Source organism: Actinocorallia libanotica, assembly GCF_039525175.1.
GTDB lineage: Bacteria > Actinomycetota > Actinomycetes > Streptosporangiales > Streptosporangiaceae > Actinocorallia > Actinocorallia libanotica.
In genome coordinates this window covers 150,840-172,346 of sequence record NZ_BAAAHH010000015.1, presented here as the reverse complement: position 1 = coordinate 172,346, position 21,507 = coordinate 150,840, and the positions used below count along the sequence as shown (strand labels likewise).

General features: G+C 70.4%; 21 protein-coding genes. 9 read left to right on the top strand and 12 right to left on the bottom strand.

Annotated elements, in window-relative coordinates; genetic code table 11:
* Positions 1 to 533: 533 nt before the first annotated feature.
* Complete coding sequence (locus ABD140_RS19590) at positions 534 to 1,388, top strand: protein kinase domain-containing protein (RefSeq protein ID WP_344242326.1); 855 nt, start codon at positions 534 to 536, stop codon at positions 1,386 to 1,388.
* A 161-nt stretch (positions 1,389 to 1,549) separates the two neighbouring features.
* Here ABD140_RS19590 and ABD140_RS19585 read toward each other — a convergent pair whose 3' ends face one another.
* Positions 1,550 to 1,969: a carbon-nitrogen hydrolase family protein gene (locus tag ABD140_RS19585; protein WP_344242325.1), complete on the bottom strand. Its 420-nt coding sequence runs from the start codon at positions 1,967 to 1,969 to the stop codon at positions 1,550 to 1,552.
* A gap of 168 nt (positions 1,970 to 2,137) precedes the next feature.
* Between ABD140_RS19585 and ABD140_RS19580 the strand changes: the two genes are divergently transcribed.
* Both ABD140_RS19580 and ABD140_RS19575 read left to right on the top strand, forming a co-directional pair.
* Entirely contained in the window at positions 2,138 to 2,938 is an 801-nt protein-coding gene (locus tag ABD140_RS19580) for a methylenetetrahydrofolate reductase (protein WP_344242324.1), read from the top strand.
* A gap of 106 nt (positions 2,939 to 3,044) precedes the next feature.
* On the top strand, positions 3,045 to 3,881 hold the full coding sequence (locus ABD140_RS19575; RefSeq protein ID WP_344242323.1) for a class I SAM-dependent methyltransferase: 837 nt from the start codon (positions 3,045 to 3,047) through the stop codon (positions 3,879 to 3,881).
* A 368-nt stretch (positions 3,882 to 4,249) separates the two neighbouring features.
* Here ABD140_RS19575 and ABD140_RS19570 read toward each other — a convergent pair whose 3' ends face one another.
* The 6 genes from ABD140_RS19570 to ABD140_RS19545 form a co-directional block, all read right to left on the bottom strand.
* A complete protein-coding gene (locus ABD140_RS19570; protein ID WP_344242322.1) occupies positions 4,250 to 4,996 on the bottom strand; it encodes a hypothetical protein in 747 nt (248 codons plus the stop codon).
* Between the two features lie 542 nt (positions 4,997 to 5,538).
* Complete coding sequence (locus ABD140_RS19565; protein WP_344242321.1) at positions 5,539 to 5,919, bottom strand: GntR family transcriptional regulator; 381 nt, start codon at positions 5,917 to 5,919, stop codon at positions 5,539 to 5,541.
* Positions 5,916 to 6,719, bottom strand: coding sequence for a hypothetical protein (locus tag ABD140_RS19560; RefSeq protein WP_344242320.1), 804 nt, complete (start codon positions 6,717 to 6,719; stop codon positions 5,916 to 5,918). The genes ABD140_RS19565 and ABD140_RS19560 overlap by 4 nt, the downstream gene beginning before the upstream one ends.
* A 699-nt stretch (positions 6,720 to 7,418) precedes the next feature.
* Positions 7,419 to 7,754, bottom strand: a complete 336-nt coding sequence (locus ABD140_RS19555; RefSeq protein ID WP_344242319.1) for a hypothetical protein — start codon at positions 7,752 to 7,754, stop codon at positions 7,419 to 7,421.
* 383 nt (positions 7,755 to 8,137) lie between these two features.
* Positions 8,138 to 9,556, bottom strand: coding sequence for an ISKra4 family transposase (locus tag ABD140_RS19550; RefSeq protein WP_344242318.1), 1,419 nt, complete (start codon positions 9,554 to 9,556; stop codon positions 8,138 to 8,140).
* On the bottom strand, positions 9,553 to 10,227 hold the full coding sequence (locus ABD140_RS19545; protein ID WP_344242317.1) for a plasmid pRiA4b ORF-3 family protein: 675 nt from the start codon (positions 10,225 to 10,227) through the stop codon (positions 9,553 to 9,555). Before ABD140_RS19545 ends, ABD140_RS19550 begins: the two co-directional genes overlap by 4 nt.
* 162 nt (positions 10,228 to 10,389) lie before the next feature.
* On the opposite strand from ABD140_RS19545, the gene ABD140_RS19540 reads away from it, so the two are divergent.
* On the top strand, positions 10,390 to 11,292 hold the full coding sequence (locus ABD140_RS19540) for a recombinase family protein (RefSeq protein ID WP_344242316.1): 903 nt from the start codon (positions 10,390 to 10,392) through the stop codon (positions 11,290 to 11,292).
* A gap of 159 nt (positions 11,293 to 11,451) precedes the next feature.
* Here the strand turns inward: ABD140_RS19540 and ABD140_RS19535 are convergent, their stop codons facing one another.
* Together ABD140_RS19535 and ABD140_RS19530 are read right to left on the bottom strand one after the other, a co-directional pair.
* Positions 11,452 to 12,114 carry a HEAT repeat domain-containing protein gene (locus ABD140_RS19535; RefSeq protein ID WP_344242315.1) on the bottom strand — a complete coding sequence of 221 codons (663 nt, stop codon included), beginning with the start codon at positions 12,112 to 12,114 and terminating at the stop codon, positions 11,452 to 11,454.
* An 18-nt stretch (positions 12,115 to 12,132) separates the two neighbouring features.
* Positions 12,133 to 13,641, bottom strand: coding sequence for a hypothetical protein (locus ABD140_RS19530; protein ID WP_344242314.1), 1,509 nt, complete (start codon positions 13,639 to 13,641; stop codon positions 12,133 to 12,135).
* An 84-nt stretch (positions 13,642 to 13,725) separates the two neighbouring features.
* On the opposite strand from ABD140_RS19530, the gene ABD140_RS19525 reads away from it, so the two are divergent.
* Positions 13,726 to 13,998, top strand: coding sequence for an aldehyde dehydrogenase family protein (locus tag ABD140_RS19525; protein WP_344242313.1), 273 nt, complete (start codon positions 13,726 to 13,728; stop codon positions 13,996 to 13,998).
* On the top strand, positions 13,995 to 14,801 hold the full coding sequence (locus tag ABD140_RS19520; RefSeq protein WP_344242312.1) for an IS3 family transposase: 807 nt from the start codon (positions 13,995 to 13,997) through the stop codon (positions 14,799 to 14,801). The genes ABD140_RS19525 and ABD140_RS19520 overlap by 4 nt, the downstream gene beginning before the upstream one ends.
* 469 nt (positions 14,802 to 15,270) lie before the next feature.
* Here the strand turns inward: ABD140_RS19520 and ABD140_RS19515 are convergent, their stop codons facing one another.
* Positions 15,271 to 15,756, bottom strand: coding sequence for an SRPBCC family protein (locus tag ABD140_RS19515; RefSeq protein ID WP_344242311.1), 486 nt, complete (start codon positions 15,754 to 15,756; stop codon positions 15,271 to 15,273).
* On the bottom strand, positions 15,753 to 16,118 hold the full coding sequence (locus tag ABD140_RS19510) for a metalloregulator ArsR/SmtB family transcription factor (protein WP_344242310.1): 366 nt from the start codon (positions 16,116 to 16,118) through the stop codon (positions 15,753 to 15,755). The genes ABD140_RS19515 and ABD140_RS19510 overlap by 4 nt, the downstream gene beginning before the upstream one ends.
* Positions 16,119 to 16,378: 260 nt before the next feature.
* Here ABD140_RS19510 and ABD140_RS19505 point away from each other — a divergent pair, with 260 nt between their 5' ends.
* Positions 16,379 to 16,924 carry a helix-turn-helix transcriptional regulator gene (locus ABD140_RS19505; protein ID WP_344242309.1) on the top strand — a complete coding sequence of 182 codons (546 nt, stop codon included), beginning with the start codon at positions 16,379 to 16,381 and terminating at the stop codon, positions 16,922 to 16,924.
* Positions 16,925 to 17,064: 140 nt separating this feature from the next.
* Here ABD140_RS19505 and ABD140_RS19500 read toward each other — a convergent pair whose 3' ends face one another.
* A complete protein-coding gene (locus ABD140_RS19500; protein WP_344242308.1) occupies positions 17,065 to 17,682 on the bottom strand; it encodes a TetR/AcrR family transcriptional regulator in 618 nt (205 codons plus the stop codon).
* Positions 17,683 to 17,791: 109 nt separating this feature from the next.
* On the opposite strand from ABD140_RS19500, the gene ABD140_RS19495 reads away from it, so the two are divergent.
* Both ABD140_RS19495 and ABD140_RS19490 read left to right on the top strand, forming a co-directional pair.
* Positions 17,792 to 18,748, top strand: coding sequence for an NAD(P)-dependent alcohol dehydrogenase (locus ABD140_RS19495; protein WP_344242307.1), 957 nt, complete (start codon positions 17,792 to 17,794; stop codon positions 18,746 to 18,748).
* A gap of 356 nt (positions 18,749 to 19,104) precedes the next feature.
* Positions 19,105 to 21,474: a HEAT repeat domain-containing protein gene (locus ABD140_RS19490; protein ID WP_344242306.1), complete on the top strand. Its 2,370-nt coding sequence runs from the start codon at positions 19,105 to 19,107 to the stop codon at positions 21,472 to 21,474.
* Positions 21,475 to 21,507: the final 33 nt, after the last annotated feature.

Here is a 21,507-nt window from a genome sequence, read left to right as displayed (position 1 = left end):
GGCCTCCAGGTCCTTTCCGTCCAGGTCGACGCCGTCGACGTGCTCGACCCACCACGTGGTGCCCGGCCACAGCAGCATGAACAGCAGGGTGAGCACCGCGAATGCCCCGAGCACGATCAGAACAGGCCGAACCCACTGGCGCTGGGCCGACCCACCTCCTTCACCGGCGGAGGGAGGAGCGGCGAGCGGCGGGGTGTAAGGGGAGTCACTCACACCTCATGAGACGTCGTGCCAGGCACAGAAAGATCCTGCGGATTCCTAACCGCTCCCAACGCAGGCCGCTCTTCGCAGGACGCGGTCACCTGTCCCTGCATGCCGTTGTAAATCAACCTGTTTACAACAGCTGTTCCAGTCTTCGACGTGGACATCGCCTGCGGCCGTGCCGGACGGCCTGGCGGGACACCGGTCCCTGGCCGGCCGGACGTCGCGCTCCTACCGTCGGCCGCATGGACGGAGCGCTGCTGAACGTCGTGGATGCCGAGGCCATCTGCCGGCCGGACAGGATCGCGCCCCCGGGCGGAGGGGGATGAGGGATGCTGTCACGGTCATGGCGCGGGCCGAGCCCGCTGTCGGCGCACGACCCGCGGGAGCTCGGCGGGTACGCACTCGACACGGTGATCGTCGCAAGGGCGGCCGGGGGCAACGCGAAGATCTTCCACGGCGTGGCCGCCGACGGCACGGAGGCCTCGGTCACCTTGCTGCTCGGCGAGGAGTGGGCGGAGCGCGCACCGCAGCTGGAACTCGCGCGCCGGGCCGATCCACCCGCCGCGGCGCGCATCATCGACGCGCAGTGGGAGGGAGCCGAGCGGTACATCACGCGGGAGTACCTCGACGGGCCCGACCTGCGGGCACATCTGGTGGACCGAGGCGTCCTCGCAGGCCGGGACCTGTACCGGCTCGCCGTCCGCCTCTGCTCCGCTCTGCACGGCCTGCACCGGCACGGCCTGCACTACGGGCTCCTGTGGCCGGACGACATCATCATGACCACGCAAGGGCCGGCCCTGTCCGGGGTCGGTGTCCCCGAGCCCCCGCTCGCCGTGCACGCGTACTCCATGAGAGGTATGGACAAGACCCTGTGCCACGCACCGGAACTCCTCCGCGGAGCGTTCCCGAGCTCGAAGTCCGACGTCTACGCCTGGGGCTATGCCGTGGCCTTCAGCGCTCGCGGCGGCCATCCCTTCGGTGAGAACGCCGCCATGCCCGCACTCCTGGAGGTCCATCTGACCGAACCGGGGCTCGCCCACGTTCCGCCGGGACTGCGACGCCTCGTGGGTGCCGCCATGGCCAAGGACCCCGCCACCCGGCCCACGGCCGGACAGATCCTGGACGGCCTCGCCGCCCTGGCCGGGGAAGACCGAGGCGGCTTCCCGCCCGATCTCCTCTTCTGAGGCCGAAAAGGGCCCTGCCCGGCTTTGGGACTGGGGACGCCTTCGGGAGCGGAGAGCCGGGACATCGTGGTCCCTTCAGCGAAGGATCTTTCAGGTGCCATCGGTCGGGTGGACCGAGTGAGTTCGAGGAAGGAAGCGGAAGTGCGGGGCTGCGCGGCCGCTCATTCGCGGAACACGGCGGGGGCGTGGCGTCGCCGGTCGACTTCGACCCGGAACACGTTCGCCCGGGCGTAATGGCCGGTCGGGTCGAAGTTCTGGCGCTCGCCGCGAACGGTGGCCGGGTCGATGTCGGCGGTGACGAGCTGCTCCTGGCCGCAGACGGGCGGGACGATCCACCGGCCGTCGGGTCCGGCGATGGCCGAGCCTCCGCCGCAGGCCGAGATCCGATCAGCGAGCCGGCCGTGGAAGGTGCCGCGGACCCGCTCGGTGATGCCCAGGTAGGTGAAGACGCCCAAGTCGCGGACGGCGGTGGTGATCGAGCGCAGCTCGGGACCGTTGAGCTCGACGGCGGCGTCCGGATAGGCGGCGTAGGCGCGCTTGTGGGCGGGGTCGTCGAAGCGGGCGCCGTCGGTGTCGCTCATACGTGATCCCGCCCCGCAGGCCCGGCTCTGGTACCTCCATTACCCGCACCTGGATGCTGGAACGCCTTGGCGAACCTCTTCAGCGCAACAGGCTGACGTCGAGTTCGGATGGCGTTGAGATCGATCATGGCTCTGCGAACCCGGTGGTCGGCCGTCTAGGGTGATGGCATGACACGTGGGTTCGAGGTGGTGTGTGAGATCGAGCCGCCGACCCGGCCGGATCTCCGGCGGGTGCGGCACCAGATCGGGGTACTGGACGCCGTCGCGGACGCGTTCTTGATCCCCGACAACCACATCGGGCGGGCGACGGTGTCGAGTGTGGCGGTCGCGCACGAGGTGCAGGCGATGGGAGCGACCGGGATCGCCTGTCTGAACGCCCGCGACCGCAACCTGCTCGGCTTCCAGCGGGACCTGCTGACCGCCGCCGCCTACGGCGTGCAGCGGTTCCTGTTCGTCTACGGCGACAAGCCCGCCTCCGGCAACCGCACCGGCGAACTCACCGTCCGGTCCATGCTCGACCAAGCCCGCGCCGCGACCTCCGACCCCGTCTTCGCCGGGCATCCCCACTTCCAGATCGGCGTCGCCTCCGGCATGCGGCCCCTGCCCGCCTGGAAGCAGCAGGCCGACTTCGTCTTCGCCCAGGTCAGCTACAGCCTGGACGACCTGCTGCGGTGGCGTGAGACCGTCACCATCGACGCACCCGTCTACGCCGGAGTGATGGTCCTGGCCAGCGCGACCATGGCCCGCAACCTCGCCGCCACCATCCCCGACATCACCATCCCCGACGCACTCGTCCAAGCAGTCGAACACGACCCCGAAGCCGGGATCGCCGCCGCCTGCGAACACGTCCTGGCCATCCGCGACAGCGGCGCCTTCGACGGCGTCCACCTCGTCCCCGTCAGCCGATACCGCCAGACCGCCGCCCGCCTCGAACCCCTCCTCCGCACCCCTCCCAGAAAACCCCACTGACCTGCGAGACGCGGACGGGCTTCGCGACGGGTGCCGGGATCAGTTCGATTCTCAATGCCTCCCAGGGTGTCGGCGCTCGCTCGAATCGGCCTGCCACACTGCGGACATGAACGGAAACTCTCCCGATGACGGGCTCGCCGCGAACCGCGCCCTCTGGGATGACCGTGCCCAGGCACACGGCACGACCCCCAACGACATGCTGTACGACGTCGATTCGTTCCTGGCGGGCCGGCAGACGCTCTACGGGATCGAACTGGAGCTGGCCGGTGATGTGACCGGCCAGGACGTGCTGCATCTGCAGTGTCACTTCGGCATGGACACACTCAACTGGGCCCGTCTGGGTGCCAGGGTCACCGGTGTCGACTTCTCAACGACGGCGATCGGCCGGGCACGCGAGCTGGCCGAACTCGCCGGGCTGACCGCCGATTTCGTCGAGGCGGACACGCAGAACCTGCCGTCCTGCCTGGCGGGCAGGTTCGACCTCGTGATCGCCACCTACGGGGTGCTGTGCTGGATCGGGGACCTTGACGCGTGGATGCGCGGTGCGGCGATGGCGCTGCGGCCAGGCGGAAGGCTGGTGCTGGTCGACCTGCATCCCGCCTACCAGACCCTCGCCAGCTATGAGCCGCTCGTGGCGGACTGGCCCTATGGCGGAGGAGAGCCCCAGCGCGAGGTCGTCACGTGCACGTATGCGGACCCGGACCTGCCGATGACTCCGCAGGAGGTGGTCCAGTACCCGCATTCGGTGGGCGAGATCGTGACAGCGGCCGCCGGAGCGGGTCTGATCATCGACCGGCTCGCCGAGCACACCGAGGTCGAATTCCCCGGCAGTCGCATCCTGCCCGAGGGCCCCGACGGCACACGCCGGTTCCCGTTCGGCGACACCTACCTCCCGATCCTCTACTCGCTGCGAGCGAGATCGCCCCGAACGGCCGGGGCGTAGCCGGCGAGCACAAGGGCACCGGCGCCACCTGGATCCACCTCTCCTGACCTGAGGTCTTCCGCATTTGGAACCGTCAGCGGCGTTAACACGCGGCTCGCTAACGCCACTGACGGTTCGGCTGCTGCTCAAGCCCCGTCACGGAGCGCGGGCACGAGGATGAAACGGGCGGTGCGGTGCTTCGGGGCGACCTTCCCGCCGCGACAGCCTCCTCTGGCGTCATCGCCATTACCCACAGTTACATGACGGTTGGGGCCGCGCTCGGGAGCGGAGGGACGGTTAGAAGACGCAATCAGGGAAGTGCATGATCTTGAGGTTCCGAGTGCGGATGAGGGCGGGGGAGGCCCTTCTGGGACGGAGTCGGTAGGGCTTCAGGTGATGAGATGAGCGAGGCCAGCGGTGGCGAAGGTGAAGGCGATGGCTGCTGGGAACGCGAGGAAGAAGCCGGTGAGGCCGCCGATGGGCGGTTTGGCGCGGGCTGGGAGGACCGGAGGGAAGGGGCGCCGTTCCAGGTAGAGGTAGGCGAGCACGCCCAGGGGACTGGACAGGAACAGCCAGGTCCAAGCCCAGCGGTTGGCGTAGCGGTGGCCCCCGCACGCCAGCATGACACCGAACATCGCCAGCGCCGATACGGCGACCAGCGCCTGGAACCAGCCGAAAGGCGTCTCCCAGCGTAGGAACCAGCTGCCGGGCAGGTCGGAGGAACGGATCGACATCTTGGATGCGGCCCGGACGTCGATGTCCTGGTCGCCGATGGCCGTGCGCAGGTCCCGTTCGAAGGTGCGGCCTTGCAGCGGTGCGTCGTACTCCTCAGGGAAGGCGTCCTCGATCATCTGGGGGACCTCGATGCCGCCGCCCTCGTTGAACTGCCACCAGGAGAAGGGACCGGTGGACCAGCGCACATCGAGCCGGTAGTACCCGTTGTGGACCTCGTACCGGTAGACGATCGCCTCCACCCGCTGTTCGCGCAGGTCCTCGTGGAGCCTGGCAAGCGAGGTGTGGTCCGCCACCCGGTACTGCACGGCCATCACACCGCCGGCCAGCACCACCGCGAACAGCACCGCGCGCAGCATCCGAGCGGCCGCGCCCCACCGCTCCAGCTCCCGAACGAGCACCATCAACGGATCTCCCTACGCAGTGAGGCGAACCGTACCAAAGATCACTTATCGGCCGAGAAGATCCTGTGCCGACCAGAGGACTTCCGCCTTGGTCGAGTCGGTGCCTCGCAAGTCCGCTTTATCGAGATCCACCCCTCCGGAGCCGCTCGACGCGGCGCCGTTGAGATCGTCGACGAATCACCCACCTTGGGTTCTCACACCTCGAAGGTCTGCGTTGCGCAGGTCCGCGATCACGCGTCTACCTACTTCGACCAAGAAGCGGTGCCGCTGCAGGAGAAGCTCATCCATCGGCTCGGGAGCGACCAGCGCGACACCGATGACCGGTCCGACGTCTGTGGGTCATTCCTCAGATGAAAGGACAGTGGCGCCGACGATCCGTTGGCCATGAAGGTGGAGAACCAGAGCCGGGTGCAAATCAGTTCTGGAGTCGGTGGACGACGTCATGGGCTGGAACTCCTCATGGTCATGGCCGGGGCGGAGCGGCGGTGAGCCGACTTGCGGGTTCGTCGCGTAGGGGTTGCGAGCGGATCAAGACAGCCGGGTCATCCTGAGGCGGGGGCCGCTGCGTTGCCGGATCTCAGGGCGGCCTCGACGATGCGGAGCGCCTCATGGTCGTCGATGCCGACGCTGGCCACGACGGCGGCGTAGTCGGCGGCGGCTTGGAGGGCTCGTTCGCGGGCCTGCTCTCCGGCCGCCGATACGAATGAGCCCGCTCGCCCCCGGGTCTCGATCAGTCCGGCCTCCTCGAGTTCCCGGTAGGCCCGGCCGACCGTGTTGACGGCCAGGCCGAGGTCGGTCGCGAGTCGGCGGATGGTCGGCAGCCGGGAGCCGACGGCCAGCGTGCGTTCCTGGATCTGCCGGGCCAGTTGGGCCCGCAGCTGCTCGAACGGCGGTACCGGTGAGTTCGTGTCGATGACGATCAACGGGCGCCCACCACCTCTCGCGCCACGGCCGCAGGACCCGGCGTCTTGAACCGGACGGTGATGTAGGCGGCCATGCCCAGCACTACGAAGCCGATGGAGGCGGCGTTCCACCAGAGAGGTTGGGACCCGAACAGCAACACCACCGGCAGCGACCACAGCACGGTGGGCGTGGTGCTCTCGCGCACGTCCTCGATGCGCATGATGACGTCGGCCATCAGCGATGCCTCGTCCTCGGCCACGACCGGCCGGGCCAGCAGTTCGCGCAGTTGCAGAGTCTCGCCGAGGCCGACCCCGGCCACGGCGACCAGTACCACGACGGCTGCGTATCTCGCGGTGCCCTCGCCGACGGCCAGCGCGCTCGCCCCCAGCGCGAACGCGCCGACGAAGGTGCCGGCCACCAAGGCGGCGTAGGGACGTCCGAGCAGGTCCCGCCAGCCGGGCTGCACCGCGTGGGCGGCTCGCCGCGCCAGTGCCGCTCCGGCCTGCCGGTCGACGCGCCGTATCCAGGCGTTGAGCAGCGTCCGGGCCACCACCAGGGCGACGATCAACGCGCTGAGGGCCAGCAGCGGCGTCGGCCTGAGCGATCCGAAACCGCCGAACGCCAACGCCAGCGCCGCCCCGATGATCAACACTGCCTGCAGGACGCCGTCGAGGAGCCGCACCCGCCACCGCACTGCCAGCCGCGCGGTCAGCAGCGGCGTCGGCGGGCCGTCGCCGAGGCCGTGCTGCAGCAGCCAGACCTTCGCGTAGTGGACGTACGTCGGTCGCAGACCGGCGTCCGGCATGGAGCTGTTCGCCATGCTTCCTCCTTTGACGCAAGCTTTGTAGCAATAGATTGCGTCAAAGGTTGCGACAAAGTCAACCGAGTCGGCCCCCGCTTCGCCCCTCGCCGGAGCCCTGGGAGCACAGGGCCGTCATCAGATGTTCGCGGCGGCCGTGAGCCGACCGCCCCAAACCGGTCAGGCCGGTCCGTCCACCTTCTGCCCGGCAGCCGATCGAACATGCATCAGCGAGGAGGACGACGGCCCCTCGCACGGGACCCCTCCTCTGCTCGTGGCTCCCGATTTCAGGCCGTCCAACGACCGGGTGACATTACTCGCTCCGCGCAGTGCCCACGGTTCGTCGGTCACGTCACAGATACGGTCGACATGCGCTTCGATGAGGCCAGGAGGACGGTCGCTCACGCCTTCGGCCAAGGCGAGGAAGCCGCCGCCCGGTAGAGCGACGGCCACGTGAGCGAGAACGGCGCGAGACTGCTCATCATGGGTGACGTTGCCCAAGACGTACCCGAACACCGCCGCGCTGGGCGCGTCGCCTCCGCCAGGCGAACCACCGTATGAGAAGAGCTTCGTCCGCCTTTGCGGCGGTGATGGCTTTCGGGCGGCGCGCTCCGAAATGCATGTGCGTCCGCAGGGCTCGTCGAGCCCTGCGGACGCACCGGAGGCGTCCCGTGCCGAAGTGATGCCCGAACACCGTCGGAGATCGGCGGCGCCCTCAGGTCAGGCGGTCTCGATGGTGGGGGACCGCAGGTAGCCGATACAGGTGACGTATGAGGACGAAGGCGTCGGGCCTGCGGTGGCCCATGCCCCTTGCAGCGTGTGGGTGGCGAAGGGCGGAAGGACGGAGGTGCACTTGGCGACGATGCGGTAGTAGCCGGATCCGCCGGCGCACTGCGCCGTCACGAGCATTTTGGGGCGGTCCGTGCTGAGGTTCTTGTAGGTGATGGTGCAGCCGGTCGGTTCCGCATGGGCCGGGACGGCCGTCCCGATCACGGCGACCGGGGCGGCGAAGGCCGCGGCCAGGACGGCGGTTCTGATCTTCACGCGGGTGCGCATGGAGGTTCTCCTTCACCGCGCGGGACGGTCCCGGCGGTGTTGCCATGGTCGAGGTGATGCCATCCCGGGCGCTTGAGGTCGATGTCCCCTGACCGGGGGAGATTCCCGGGACACAGACCAGGACAGGAGCGACTCTCCTGAGACAGTCAATGAGATGTCGAGACGCCGTGACCACCTCAGGAGAGGACCGGTGAGAAGGGACAGGGCTCTGCGGTGTCCTCGCCCCGGTGAACTGATGTTCCCCCGGTTTGGCGGGCACCGAGGTTGAGAGAGGTACGGTTCGACGACCATCTGAAGGAGACCGTTCGTCGTGCCCAAGCCCTACCCGCCGGAGTTCCGGCGGCGCGCCCTGAACCTGAGACCGGGACAAACTGTGGGATGGCTTAGGCCGCGAGGCTGAGCGTTGGATCTGAGCTGGGGTACCAGCGGGCGAAGTCGGCGGCGAGGTCGTTGTTGAGGACGCGGGTGCGGATCTGCAGGAGCAGGTGGGCGCCGCGGGGTGTCCAGCGCATCTGTTGTTTCTTGACCATGCGGCGGCTGATGACGTGGTTGACGGTGGCTTCGGCGGTGGCACTGGAGATGGCCTCGCCGCTGCGGTGGCGTTCGCCGTAGTTGGGGATCTGCTCGCTGTTGCGGTCGATGTAGCCGCGGAACTCGGTGACGCGGGTGAGGAACGCGCGCCGCTTGTCGTCGGGCTCATTAGCGCAGAGGAGCTCGAAGTCATCGACGAGGTTGGTCAGCAGGTCCAGGGCGCGGAAGGTGTTGCCGTGCCATAGGTAGTGCTTGATCCGTTCCAGGGTCCGGTCGGCCTCGGCAGGGTCGACGGTGAAGTCCTCGATGTCGGCGTCTGGCGCCGGCAGAGACCGGGTCATCTGGCGCAGGACGGTCAGGCGCATGGTGATGTGGAACCAGTCGAGGTAGTGCTCGGCCTGGGGGTTGAGGTAGCGGGGCAGGTCGCGGATGTCCTCGCCGCCGTCTGTGAGGAACACGATCTGCTGGTTGTCGGTCATCCCCTGGGAGCGCAGCAGCTCATACAGCCGTCGTTTGGGCTTGTGGTCGTAGGTCTGGACGAACGCGAAGGTCTTGGCCGCTCCGTCGCCGGTGGGGGTGGAGCGGCCGGTGACGGCTTCGAACCAGCCGTCGCGGCGGGAGGTCTGGTTGCTGGAGTGGACATAGCCGCCGTCCAGGGCGACGACCAGCGGCAGGTCCGGGCGGGGCATGGTCTCCAAATCTCGGGGACAGGTGTCGATGAAGCTGAAGCGTTCTTCGCCGAGTTCGTTCTCCAGCCGGGTGGCGGTGTGCTCGACCTGGCGGCGGACGGCGGTGGCGTGCAGGGGCCGGCCGAGCGGGAACGACTCGGCCAGCAGAGCGGCGGCGGCACCGTAGGAGGTGAGCGCGGCGTACTTGGCCTCCCACAAAAGCAGCTCCGGAGTGGTCCGCTCGGGCAGGAGCGCGGCGATGGGGCTGAACGTCGCGGCCGGGCTCTTTGCGCATGGGCAGGTCTTCAGCCGTGGGCTTTCCAGGCGGAGGGTGCCGAACAGGCTGCACAGCACGATGCGCCGGGTGTCCTTGCGGGCGTAGGGCCGGCCGCAGCCGCCGCAGTCTCGATGGGTGTCGATGGCGGCCTGGGCCTGCGCGGCGACCAGGTGGTGCTGGAGGCCGGACAGTACTTCGTGTGCCTCGGCCAGCGCCAGGCCCGCGGTGGCCGGGGACAGGTCCTCGCGTGCGATCGCGGCGAGGTGTTCCACGACCGGCTGGGAGCCGTCCTGGGCGTCAATGACGAGCTGAACGGTGATCTTCACGGGTGTTCGTTCTCCGGATTGGCGGTCGTCAAGTCGAGGGCGTGCAGGGCGTCGTTGAGCGCGGCTTTGTCGAAGGAGTCCAGGCGGGCGAGGTCGGCCAGTGCGGTCAGTTCCTCGCGGTGCTCGGCGAGGAACTCCGCCCGGCCCTGTGAGCCCTCCTCGTCCAGGAGATCGGTGAGAAGTTCGGCGAGACGGCCCACGACGACCACCTGAGGCCAGCGCATCCGCAGCTCCAGGAACTCCTGGACGCCACGGCAGGTCTCGGGCGGGGCCTGGCGGACGCCGCCGGTGCAGGCCGGATACCGGCGGCGCGGCGAGCGGGGCAGGATCTGCTCCACCCGGATCTCAAGCCGCCAGCCGGCGAAGAAGTCGTAGTCGTAGGTGAACCGCTCGCCCACCCGCAGCCCGAACCGCGACAGCCGCACCTGGCGGCCGTCGGTGGAGAACCCCGCCGAGCCGGGCCGCCAGCAGCCGTACTCCGCCCCGTGGACGGTGAAGCGGTGCAGGCCCTCATCGCTCCATCCGAACACGCACTGGAAGATCTCGTGCAGATCGGCGATCGAGGTCGTCGCGGGCACGAGCAGGCGCCGCCACACCATCGGGCTGACCCCGGCCAGCACCACCCGCATCTGGAACACGACGTCGGCCTCCGAGCCGCCCGAGTGATCCACACCGCCGATTCTTCCGATCCCGGCCGATGCGCACCCTGGTTTCCGGTAACGCTTCGGGCGTCGCGCACCAACTTTTCGGACGGAGCTTTCTAAACGGTATCGTGCCTGGTCGCTACAGTGTCCAGAAAGGTAGACCTTTCCGGACGGTCGAGGAGGCTCGGGATGGCGAAGCGGATCCCGGACGGGCTGCTGCCCGAGGAGCTGTGGCGTCGACTGGTCGAGGCCTACACCGCAGGCGAGGAGGGGTGCTTTGCGGTCCGTGGCGACGCTGCCCGCGAGTTCACCCGCCTCGACGTGTACCGGCGGCCGACCCCCGAGGGGCCGCTGGTCGACCGGCGCGTGCCGGACGGCCGCGAACCCCGCGGCACCTACGCGTTCATCAACGACGCCGGCCACGCGCACGTGCTGGCCAACGCCGCCCGGTACCGGAGCCTCTACCCCGACGTGCTCCTCACCGAGACCGCCCCACCGGCCCCGGGCCGGGTCTACGCCTACGTGCGGGTCTCTACCCGCGACCAGAACCCCCAGCTCCAGCTCGACGCCATCACTGCTTCCGGCTACGACCGGCTGTTCACCGAGGCCCTGTCCGGCAAACGCGGCGTCGATCGGCCCCAATGGCGCGAACTCCTGACCGTCGCCCGGCGCGGCGACACCGTGAAGTTCTGGAAGTCCGACCGGTGGGGCCGCTCGGCCGCGCACGTGCTGGCCACCGTCAACGAGCTGCGCGACCGCGGCGTGAGGGTCGTCAGCCTGACCGAGGACTTCGACCTCGACACCAAGGAAGGCCGCCTCATGTTCGGCGTGCTCGCCCTTGCCGCCGAATACGAACTCGAACTGCGCGCTGAACGCCAGGCCGACGGCATCGCCGCCGCCCAACGACGCGAAGCCGAAGGCCGTCGGCTGCCCGGCAAGAAGAAGACCGGCCGGCCCTCCGTCATCGGCCCCGCCGAACTCGCCACCCTCCACCACCTGGTCAACGACGGCGTCTCGGTCACCGAAGCCGCCCGCACCCTCAAGATCTCCCGCTCAACCGCCTACGCCGCCCTCGCTACCAACCCGGCCTGATCTGTTCCCACAGTTTCTCCCGGTCTCCTTCGAAGACGCCATCCACGCCTGCCTGGCTCAAGACCCCGCCGACCGACCGGGCGGGCGCACCGCTCGGCCTGACGGTTCGCGCCGGCCTCTCAGGTCCGGCGCTCCCGGTCTCGACGACCTCGGCGGGGCTCAATCGGGCAGTTCCTCCGGGGGGCGCAGGTCTCGGGCGCGGCCCCGCCCGGGCTCGAGCCCGGTGCCGCGGCCGGGGGCGGCGAGCGCCTCGGCGGCGGCCTCGGCGACGCTCGGCGCGGGATCATCCAGGAGCCGCTCCAGGTGGGCGCGGGCGGCCGGGCCGGTCGCCGCGGCGAGGGCCCGTGCGACCTGCCGCCGGACCATCGGGTCCGCATCGCCGACCGCCGCCGCGAGCGGCTCGAGGGCTGCGTCGGGTGCCAGCCGCCCGACGGCGCTGGCCGCGAAGGTCCGGGTGAGCGGGCTCTGCGACCGGTCGAGCAGCAGCCGCCCGAGGCGGGGGACGGCCTCGTCGATGCCGAGCTGGGCGGTGGTCGCCATCACGCGCTGCAGCATCGCCTCGTGGCCGGTGACCGCCGAGTCGTCCAGCAACTCGACGAGCAGGCGACGGGCGTCCCGCCCCAGGGGGCGCCAGGCCTCGGCGCCCGGCGTCTCCCGGGCGCCGAGCAGTTCCTCGACCCGCATCCGCAGCACCGCTCGCGAGCTATCGGGCACCCGGCCGGCATCGCCGGGCGGCAGGCCGTCCCGGCCCGGCGGGATGTCGGGTTCGTTATAGGTGAAGATCGCATCCGGATCGGGTTCCCGGCCTGAGCCGTCGCGCATGGTTCCTCCTCGCCGAGGTCAGGGGGTCAGGGTCGTCACGAGTCCGTGCCGACGCATCTTGTCGATCTGGCAACCGGTGACCACCGTGCTGTCCCGGCGCGATCTGGAGAAGATGAAGTTGTCGGAGATGTTCGGCGAGGCGGGGTCGGTGTCGGAACAACCATCCTCTTCGTCGGCGTGCTCCAGACCGAGGTAGTGCCCCGCCTCATGGGCGAACGTCTGGCCGAGGTTCACCGTGTCGGCGTCGCGGCAGATCAGGATGCCACTGCTCGGGCCCTGTTTGTCGACGGGCCCGTTGACGTTCGAGGCACCGGCGGAGCCGTCCCACATGCCCTCGACGAAGAAGGCGTCGAGGAAGGCATTGTCTCCCATGGTGTAGCGGGAGAACAGCTCGTCGATCTCGGCCTCGCTGTCGATGAACCGGAACCGTTGCTTGTCGGCCTCCATTTCGGGCGTTCCCTCGATCCGGAACAGCTCCACGCCGCGGACCGTCATGTCCCTGGACCGGAAGATACCCGAGGCGATCTCCGCCGCCGCCCGCCGGTATTCCGCGCGCTCGGCGGCGGTGAAGTCGCCGACCCGGATGATGTTGTAGCCCACCTCGCGCATCGTCCGCCAGACCTGGCCGTCCTTGGGGGTGAACCCGTCATTGGACATGCTGTACTCGAAGGTGAGGTCTCCCGCGTTGCGGAAGATCTCGAAGTCCGCGCTGCCAGGGGCGTGGAAGGTGATCACGGTGCCGTACTGCGTCTGGCCGGGCAGAAGCGTGACAGGGCCGCTCAGGTCGAAGGCCAGCGTGCCGACGAGGGTTCCGGCGTCGGTCATCCGCACTGTCATCCGGCGGGCGAGATTGACCAGCATCGGCATGCTGTTCACCCAGCGCACCGCCGCATGGCACTCCCAGCGGCCCAAGGAGAAATTGAACTTCGGCGCGCCCGCCACCCCCGACTGCGTCCAGAACGACGGCGTGATGTACATCTGCACGGTTCCGCGGGTCCTGACCTGCAGGACGAAGCCCTTCTGGGCGACGCTGCCGTCGTCGTTGCGGGTCGTGGTGAACAGATGCAGTTCCCCGGCCTCGGCGGAGACGACGCCCTCGATCGTCTTGCTGCCGGAGGCCCTGTCCTCGTCGTCGATCGCAAGGTCGGCTCGGTGGACGGCGCCGGAGGGGAAGCGCACCAGCACACTGAGGATCTCGGCCCTCGCCTTCTGCCGGGGCAGCGCGACAGGGATCGCCGCCGGCTCACCCACGTACAGCGGCTCCGCCTGCGCGGCTTCGGCGGGCACCACACCTGGCCCGAGCAGCCTGACCCGGCCCCCGACCGTGATCTCACCGAACCCGCCATCGCCGACGTCCATGCCGCCCCCGTTCGCACCCGATCCGCAGCACAGGCGATCCCCGCCCCATCCGGTCTCAAACCCAGGGTGCCCGTAGTGATACTCATGGTGAGTTCGACTTTCCGCGGCTTTTGCCAAGGGCGAGGTTCCCTCCAAGGAGCAAACAAGCGTACGCTTGGTACGCTGCATCCCTGGAAGGGGACTGCTGACCGACGTCAAGACCTATCCCACCTCATCTGCGGGGAGCTACGCACGGCCGAACTGACGCTCGACTTGGTCGACCCCTCGACCGGGGAGGTGTGGGCGCGGATCCCGCGCGGGACCGGGCAGGACGCCGACGACGCGGTGACCGCCGCCAAGAAGGCCTTCCCCAAGTGGTCTTCGATGCCGGCCGCCGGACGGGCGTTCTTCCTCCACAAGGTCGCCGAGGTCTTCACCGAGAACGCGGCCGAGCTCGCCTCGCTGGAGACCCGCGACAACGGGCGCATCATCAGGGAGGAGAGCGGGAGAAACCATGGGAACGGGCAACCGGCTCTGCCTTCATGAAACACCCGGTCGGAGTGACGTGCACCCGTGCCACCTCACCGTCCACCAGGCAGGATGGCCGGGCCATCGGCCCTACCTGCGGTTCCCACGGTTTATCCCGGTCTCCAGTCCGTGCCGAGCTCATCCACGGCCAAGGCGTAATCGTCTCCCGCAAGACCGTGGAGAAACTGATGCGCCGAGCCGGCCTGGCAGGGCTGCCCCTGCGGCGCCGGGCCAAGCGCGTCCCGCCGGCCACGACGGTGACCGACCTCGTCAAACGCGACTTCCGACGTGACGGCCCGAACCAGCTATGGGTCACCGGCATCACCGAACACCCCGCCCGAGAGGGCAAGCTCTACTGCTGCATCGTTCTGGACGCCTACTCGCGCCGGGTGGTCGGCTGGGCCATCGACTCCCGCCAGCGAGCCGACCTTGCCACCAGCGCGCTCGGAATGGCCATCGACGCCCGCGGCACCACCGGCCAGATACCCGGCGGGATCATCCACGCCGACCACGGCACCCGGTTCACCTCCTGGACCTTCACCGAACGCGCACGCAGAGCAGGCCTACTGCCCTCCCTGGGCACCGTCGGCGACCCCTATGACAACGCCGTCGCCGAGGCGTTCTGGGGACGCCTGCAGATCGAACTCCTCGACCGGCAACGCCGGCGGACCCGCGTCGAACTCGCGAACGCGATCTTCGAGTACATCGAAGGGTTCTACAACCGCCGCCGACGCCACTCCGCTCTCGACTGGATGAGCCCGCTACAGTTCGAAACCACCACCCGAACGTCGAGCCCGATCTCCTCACCAGCGAGTCCGTGAAACCGGGGGGACATCAACCTGACCACCGATAGGGGAACCTCACGGCTGTTCTGATGCGGCAGGAGGTCGGGCCGTCGACGGGGTGTGCCCACCCGGCCGCGCACTGGCCGCATCCTGTCCGGCGGCGGGACTGGTCAGGTGATGTCATTGTGTTTCCGCCGGTCAACGACACGGCCAGCGGGATGCCGCCACCATCGGTCAGGACGTGGTGCTTGGAGCCCTCTCGTTTTCCGTCGACCGGGCCCGGCCGGTTTGGCCGCCCCTGAGTGCTCTGACGTGTGAGCTGTCGCTTCCCGTCCGCGACCAGTCCAACTGTCTTGCGGTGTGCAGTTCCATCAGCAATGCCTGGGGCAGGGTGTCCCACACACCGGGAACCGCACAACACCTTGCGCTCCCACAGCCCGTCGGAGGCGATCCACGGGGGTTGATCGCTCTTCTTCACGAGCCCACCGGTGCTCCCGTTGGATGGTCAGGTGAGGGCGTCGTAGTAGGGCTTCATCGCCGGGTAGTAGTCGGTGAAGGAGGGGCGGGGGGCTCCCTCGCGCGCTGCTGTGAGGAGGTCCAGGTAGTACTCCCAGCCCGCCCCCATCTCGGCGAGCGGTGCTCCAGGCGCCAGGTGGTGGGCGAAACGGAGCTCGGTGACGCCCGCGGTCTCGGCCAGCAGGAGCTCCACGCGCCAGTCCCCGGAGGCGTCGGACATCGACAGGGCCAGTCGGTGCGGTGGTTCGCATGCGTCGATGCGCGTCTCGCACCACGGCTCGTCCTCCTCGAAGGACATCCGCACGCGGATCGTGGCGCCGGGGGCCGCGTCGCCCTCCCACGGGCCGAACCAGCGCGCGGTGCGTTCGGGCTCGGTGACGCTCGCCCATACGTCCTCGATGGGTGCCCGGTAGGTCCGGACGAGGACGAGGTCTCGCCCTTCCCCGGTAGTGATCAGCTTTCCGGTGGGGGTCATGCTGTCCTCTCCTCTTCTGCGTCGTCCGTCTGGGCCTGCGCGCGGCGCTCGCGCACGGTGCGGCGGACCTCGGTCTCCAGGGCGTCGAAGCGGTGCGCCCACCCCTCGGGGCGGCTCAGGTCCGCGAGCCAGTCCGTGAGCTCGGCGAGCGGTTCGGTGCGCAGTGAATACAGCCGCCGCCGTCCCACGAGCTCGTCGCTCACCAGGCCGCTCTGCCGCAGTACCCGCAAGTGTCGGCTCACCGCGGGCCGGCTGATGGCGAACCTCTGGGCTATCACGCCCGCCGGCAGGCTCCCCTCGCGCAGCAGCATGAGGATCTCCCGCCGAACGGGATCCGCGATCGCCTGCATCACTTCGTCCACCCATGAAGTGTAACCCACAAGTTACGCTTTTGTCCGGTGTGCGGGATGGCCCACCGCCTCCGTTCCGCGGCGGCCCGGTGGCTCCATCGGGAACCGGGCTGCAGGCAGGGCCTCTGAGGCCTCGCGACGGGGATCGGGCGGCAATCGAACGACCAGCGGCGTCAGCGAGAGGTCAGGACCCGGATTATCGCCACTGACCGTTCTGATGCGGGCGGGTCGCTGTGCGCGGTCTACACGTCCTTGGGATTCGCGAGAGCTTTGTGGACGAGGCCGAGCGCTCCCTTCCCGGCGCGGGCCGTCTCGCGCCCCGCAGGGCGGCCCTCGTCCACCTGAGCCGGGCGGTGCTCGCCGATCCCGCGGAGGCGGAGCGTCACTTCGCCTCGGCGCTGGCCGCACCGGTCCTCTCGCCGCGTCCCCTGGAGCGCGCCCGAGCACTTCTCGCGTACGGGGAGTGGCTGCGCCGCCGGAGGCGCATCGTCGAGGCGCGCTCCTCGCTGACCGAGGCGGAGACCGCTTTCCGAAGCCTGGGCGCGCGCCCCTGGACCGCACGGGCCCAGGCCGAGCTCCGGGCCGCCGGCGCCCAGGGCCTCAGCACGGAACCGGACGCCTTCACCCTGCTCACGCCCCAGCAGCAGCAGATCGTCCGGCTCGCCGCACGGGGCCTGACCAACCGCGAGATAGCCGAAAAGCTCTACCTCTCCCCCCGAACCGTGAGCTCGCACCTCTACCGTGCCTTTCCCAAACTCGGCATCACCGTCCGCTCCCAGCTGAGGGACGTCGTCGAGACCGTTGACGCCACCGCGTGAGACGGGCCCGTCCCCGCCACCGGTCGGCCGCGAGCCCGTTTTCGTCGGGCTCGGCCCCGTCGGGTCGCCTCGGCGACCAGGCCTCTGCGCGGCGCGGTGAAGGACCGGTCCGGGCTCCTACCGGCGCCCGGCCCGGTCTTTCAGGAGAACGTCTCGCGGGTTGAGGTCGGGTGTTCGCACCGGTGCGGGCGCAGGCCTTCGATCGCGATGTCCAACAGCCGTCCCGCCTGTGCGTCGTCATCGTGGTCCTCGGCGGCGAGCGAGATGGCGCTGACGAGCGCGAGCAGGTCCTCGGTGCGGATGCCGGGACGCGCCGCCCCCGCCTGTTGAGCCTGCTGGAGGAGCTCGTCGGCTGCGGTGGTGATCATCATTTTGCAGTCGTCGTCCTCCTGCAGCAGGTCGGTGTCCCGGCCGTCGCGCAGCAGCGAGCCGACCAGGCCCCGGCTGGCCGCCGCGTAGGCGTTGAAGTCCCGCAGCCAGGAGAAGAGCGCGGCACCGGGTTCGCTCGCCCGGGCGTGCTCCTGGGCCCTGGCGCAGAGCGCTTCGACACGGTCGTGGAAGACGGCGTCCAGCAGGGCGCGCCGGGAGGGGAAGTGCCGGTGCAGGGTCGCCGACCCCACGCCGGCCTGTCGGGCGATGCCTTCCAGGGACGCGTCGGCGCCGTGAGCCGCGAACGCCTGCTGGGCGGCGGCGAGGATGCGTTCGTAGTTGCGCCGGGCATCCGCGCGCAAGGGCCGTCGCGCTGTGGTGCCGGCCACGGTGACCTCCTGCGTTTGCTAAATGGGGTGGTACTCCGGTTAGTGTAGCGCCACATAAGTGGGGTGCCACCCCACTTGTATCCGGAGAGACGGCCAGGAGGAACTGACCATGCGTGCTGTGCGATACGACCGTTTCGGCCCGCCCGAGGTGCTGCGCGTCGACGAGGTGCCCACACCACGCCCGGGACCGGGGGAGGTGCTCGTCGAGGTGCACGCCGCGAGCGTGGACGCGGGGGAGACCGCCTTCCGCGCGGGCAGGATGCGCCGCGTCACCCGCGCCGCGTTCCCACGTGGCGTGGGCGGGGACTTCTCCGGCCGCGTCGTGGCGGTAGGCGCAGAGGCGCGGACGTGGCATGTCGGAGACGCGGTGTGGGGACTCATGCCGCACTTCGTCTTCGGAGCCATCGCCGACCATGTCGCCGTACCCGAGCAGCGGCTCGCCAGGGCACCCGAGAACCTGAGCCTGCTCGAAGCCGCCGCCCTTCCGGTGTCGGGCACCACCGCCCTGACCGCGCTGACGGACAAGGCCCGCCTCGCCCCCGGTGAGCGCCTCCTGGTCCGCGGGGCCACCGGGGGCGTCGGCAGCGTCGCCGTGCAGCTGGGCAAGGCGCTCGGCGCCGACGTCACCGCCCTCGCCGGTGCCCGCAACCTCGACTGGATCAAAGAGCTCGGTGCCGACGCGGCCTTGGACTACCGCACGACCCGGCCGGAGGACCTCGGCCGCTTCGACGTCATCATCGACCTGGTCGGCACCGATCTCGGCGCCTACCAGGCGCGGCTCACCCGGCGGGGACGCATGGTCGCGCTCGCGTTCGACCCGGACCGCATGATCGGGTCCATGCTCGGCACCGGACTGCGGGCCGCCTTTCGGCCCAGGAAGATCAAGCTCTTCAGCAACGACCCGTCAGCCGGCCGCATCGCCGAACTCACCGCGTCCGCCGAGGCGGGGCACGTCCGCCCCGTGATCGACACGATCTTCCCGATGGCCGAGGTCGCGGAGGCCCACCGCAGGCTCGAAGCCGGCGGTGTCCGCGGGAAGTACGTGATCGACGTGCAGCGCCCGTAACAGGTGCACGAGCTCAAGGCCCGTTGAGCCGCCCAGCACGCCTCGACCCGGGGCACCCCCGACGTTCCCGGTCAGCGCATCGGGCCGTCCACGCCGAGGCCGCTCGGCCGTTGCCGGTCATCGTCGTCCTCGTCGATGCTCCCGAGAGGCACGACCCCGGAGGAGGCTCAGGAGGCGAATTCGCACGGCGTGCGTGCGAAATGGGCTGCTCGGGAGAGCTCTCCGCCATGCAATCGACCTGTAGACGTGGCATCCGATCGTCGAGCCCTTGTCGGCCTTCGCGTGGCCACGGCGGTCGTCGACTCGGATGCGGCGGACTCGGCGAGGATGAGGCGTTGCGAACGGGAGGAGGGGGCGTGGGCGAGGGGATGGCGGCGAGGCTCGAGGACGTGGACTGGTCGGTGGTGATCAGTCCCGGCACCGCTCAGAGGCACGGGCCCGAGCTGGTGCTGGACCTGTGGCGGCCGGAGGCGGCCGAGGCCGCGCTGCGGACGCTGCGGCAGGTCTGCGCTTTGGGGGAGTACCTGTACCCGGCTGCCGCCGAGCTGCTGCCGGTGCTGGTCGAGGCGGCGGCCGATCCCGCGGTGAGCGTTCGGGCGCGGCTCGTCGAGTGCGTCGGGGAGATCGCCGCGACGGCCGCCGGGGCCGAGGCGGAAGGTCGGGCCGTGCGGCTGCCCGCGATGGCGTACCTGCGGACCGGGCCGCGTCCGGCCCCCGCCGAGCGGGCCCGGACGCGGCGGATGGCGCGGGACTGGTCCCAGATCTGGGACGGCGCGGTGACCGGTCTGGCGGCGCTGCTGGACGACCCTTCCTGGGAGGTGCGGCGGAGCGCGGCGACGGCGCTCGCCCAGGCGACCGGCCGGGCCGACGAGGTCACGGCGCTGCTCCAGAGGCGCTTCGAGGCCGAGAAGGCCACCGCCGTGGCGGAACGGCTGGTCGACTCCGTCGGACGGCTGGCCGACCGCACGGGTCGGCCCGCGGACACCGTGGCCTGGCTGCGCGCACGGCTGACCCGGGACGATGAGGCACGCCCGGACGTCAGGCTCGCCGCCGTCCGGGCACTGCGCCATGTGCTTCCCGGCCACGACGATCCCGCTTACGCCCGCGCCGTGACGGGGACGCTGCTGAGCTCCGGACGGCCGTTCTCCGTCCGGGACGGCGATCTCTTCGACCTGGACGCCTCGGAGGCCTGCGCGGCCGACGCGCTGCTGGGCGGAGACCTCCCCGGCCGCCTCGCCCTCGCGCGCGCCTTGCTGCGCCACGGCGAACCGCGGCGGCGGACCGGCGGCATCCAGGCGGCCGTCATGCTGATGGCTGACCGGCGCACGGCCGTGCCCGCACTGCTGCCCGACGTCGCCGCGCTCGCCGGAGACCCGCTGCCGGACAACCGCGCCCTCGCCCTGCGGGCACTCGCGATGTGCGGCACCGCCTCCCGCCCCTGGGCCGACGCCGCCGCCGCGCGCCTCACGCCGGAAGGCGAACCGGACCCGCGCGTGCGGACTCAGGCGCTGTGGGCGCTGTGCAGGATGGGGGACGACCGGGGCGTGCCCGTGCTCGCCGAACGCATGGCCATCCCGGCCCGGGAGAAGAGGGACGGCTTCCGGGACTGGCGGCCGGAGTCGAACCAGGGCCGCTGGCGCGATCCCGAACCGAACTTCTGCGAGATGCTCGCCCCCTTCGCCGCGCACCACGGCGTGCTGCTGCCCGCGTTGATGCTCAAGATGGCGGCCCGGCACGATCGGATCCACTACCCCCGCGTCCTGGTCCGATGGCACCGGGACGGCGCCCCCGTGGTGCCCGCCCTGGTCGGCCTCCTCGACACCGGGCATGCGGTGTGGGCGGCGCACGCCCTCGCCGCCATCGACCCGGGGCCCGTCGCCGCCGGTCGTGAGCGGCCGTTGCGCGGACTCCTCGGTTCCGCTGAAGACGGCGGCACACGGCGGCTGCGCGGCCCCCGCGACTCCTCCAGCCTCGACCCCGTCGCCTACTGGCGCCTGACCGGCGACCCCGGTCCCGCCTTCGCCACCCTGCGGTCCGGACGGCTCTTCGCCTGGCAGCGGGACGAGGTCTGCGCCGCCCTGGGGCCCGCGGCCGCCGGAGAGGCGGACCGGCTGCGACGGGAACTGCCGTCCGCCGCCCCCGCCCGAGTCCCGTTCCTGCTGCGGACGCTGTGGCGGGTCACCGGCGATCCCGGTGAGGCCGTCCCCGCCCTCCTGGACCTGAGCGCCCCCTACTCGCGCCGCGGACCCGCGACCGCTGAGAGCGCCACGGCCCTGATGCTGCTCGCCGAGATGGCTGCGGCCGATCCGCCCGTCGCCGCCCAGGCGTCGGACCGTCTGCGGGACGCGTTGCGCGACCCGGCGCGTCTGGGCCACGAACGCACCCTGGCCATCGCCCGCGTGCTGTGGCGCGCCGGCGGCCGTCCGGACGAAGTCGCCCCCGCCCTGACATTCCTGGCGGCCCGTCTGGGGGAGCCCGCTGACCGGCTGGCCCTGTTCTTCACCCGCCTGGAAACGCTGACCCTCCTCGCCGAGGTCGCCGCCGCCGATCCCACCGCGGTCGCCCCCGCCCTCCCCGGCCTCAGGTCTTTGGCCGACGCCGACGAACGCCCCCTCACCCACCGCCACTGGCGCGTCCCCGTCCGCCGCCACTGGCGTTCCGTCGAGGCCGACGACGCCCTGCGAGCCGCCGTCCGAGCCGTGCTCGACGCCGCCCGGCCCGGGTGAGAGCGGTTCGGTCTCGGGACGGATCCGGGAGGC